2 protein-coding genes are annotated in these 1,992 nt (G+C 42.9%); both read right to left on the bottom strand.

All coding sequences use genetic code 11. The features are described from left to right. Positions 1-411: dihydropteroate synthase (locus tag AC29Z1_RS03995; protein ID WP_488270170.1), on the bottom strand; the 411-nt coding region annotated here is incomplete at its 3' end. A gap of 51 nt (positions 412-462) precedes the next feature. Next, entirely contained in the window at positions 463-1,893 is a 1,431-nt protein-coding gene (locus tag AC29Z1_RS03990) for an S-layer homology domain-containing protein (RefSeq protein ID WP_488270169.1), read from the bottom strand. Positions 1,894-1,992: the final 99 nt, after the last annotated feature.

The raw sequence follows: 1,992 nt of genomic DNA, 5'->3' as shown, positions 1-1,992 counted from the left end.
TTCAGCAGTTTCCGGCATACCGGCGTCTTCAATACAGAGAGCCACAATTTTAGCGTCAAACTCTTTTACGAGCGGCAAAACAGCGTTAAAACGCTTTGTTTCAGCAGTTGTGGAATTAATCATCCGTTTGCCTTTTGTCGTCTTAGCGAGGATTAACCCGGCTCTCAGGGCATTTTCATCCGGGCTGTCAATACAGAGAGGCAGGTCGGTAACCTCCTGGATGGTATTGACCAGCCATTCCATGCATTCAATCTCCTGGCCAACCATATTGCCGCAGTTTACATCCAGATAATTGGCGCCGGCAGCTTCCTGTTGGCGGGCGATTTCTTGAATATAAGCCGCATTCCTGGTTTCAACTGCTTCGCGAATTGCTTTGCGGCTGGTGTTAATAAGTTCTCCAATGATTAACATTTATCTTATCTCCCTTAACCAAGAATGAATTAGATAAGGATATCTTTTTTATTAATAGAAGAACTCAAGTTTCATCATATAAGTCTTGTCTAAGCGGTCAGACGGTAAATTGGTCAAGCTTCTATTTTTAATTTTAAAGTCTTGATATTCAAGCGATAACAGAACATTTTTGGCAATTACGTTTTGATATGCTAAGAATAATACTTTGGCGTTATCAGTTCCATGAGTAAAGACGTTATATGGCTGTTTGGGGTCGGCTACGGCTGTAACGTCAAATGCGCCTGCACCGCTGGGAATGGTACCTGCGTCAATACTGCGGTAAGATACCATCCAGGCATTTGTCCCGACTTTGGCGGGATTAACCAGATTTACAGCAGGGTATAGAACATCTGGACCTTGGCTATTGCTGACCTGTACAGCCCAACCTTTGGGATGTTTAGGCAAGTCGACTACGTCGTCCAGAGTTGTGCTTACATAGTCTCCTAACAGTGTGTATTTGCCAAATTTATATTTTATCCCCATCGTCCATCCTTGGGAACTGTCAAAACTTCCTTTATTAGTGTTAAGGATTCCAGTCCCGGACGGATTGCTGGTTCCTTCCACATCAGCCACATAATAACCGGCTTTGAGATTAAAATTATCAGCCAGTTTGAAATCGAGTTCGCCTGTAGTTAATTGCTTAGCACCATTGTCATCAGCGGATTTTATATTCCCGGTCCAACCGCGAAAATTTACGTCACCCCATTTTTTATTAATATACAGGCCATCAACATTGCCGGCTTTGCCAAAGATACCATTGGTATAAAAATCTAAGGCAGAGCGGCCAACACGAATATTGTCAAACCCGAAAGTGTCTTTGGTGCTTACGGTCATTAAATCAAGACAGACATCAGAACCGGTGGAAGACTCGGTATTGCCAAATTTGTTGCTGGTGCTGGTAACAATACGTCCTGCCCAGCTAATATTGTCATTTATATTACCCCAGAATTTGAAGCGTTGGCGAAAATCGAACTGGTCTGAACCCCGCAATTTTTTGCCATCCCGATTTGAATCATTTTGCACAATGCGCATACGGGTTTCGCCGCCAACCCATGTATTGGTCTTTTTTTCCACTTTAGTCATTCTGACGCCAAGCCGGTTTAACTCAGCCGCGAATTCAGAGGATAATTTATCAATTATCTCTTTATTGTTTTCGTCGGCAGTTTCGAATTTTTCCATAGCCTTGGCAGTAATAAAGGCAAATTCATAACGGCTTATGGTTCTATCTCCTTTAAACGAGTTGTCTCCATAGCCATCGACAATTCCGGCCTGCGCAAGTTTTTTTACAGCGTCGTAAGCCCAGTGGCCTGCCGGTACATCACTAAAGGATTGTTCTGAGGCTGCATAAACCGGCATAGTAGGTAAGACGGGAGTTCCTGCCATTGTAATACTCATTAACGCCAATGGTAAGATAGCCAGCCATTTTTTAGCTGTTTTATTCATGGTATACTCCTCCTTAAAACAATTAAATACACGCTGCTGAATGTGAGAGTTGTCATTACGCTACTAGATAGCCTTTTCTTCCATTTTGAGCATGGAAAC

It is taken from the genome of Sporomusa sp., from assembly GCF_057736855.1.
Note: the sequence above shows the minus strand (reverse complement) of the source record. Positions and strands in the feature narration are given on the sequence as shown.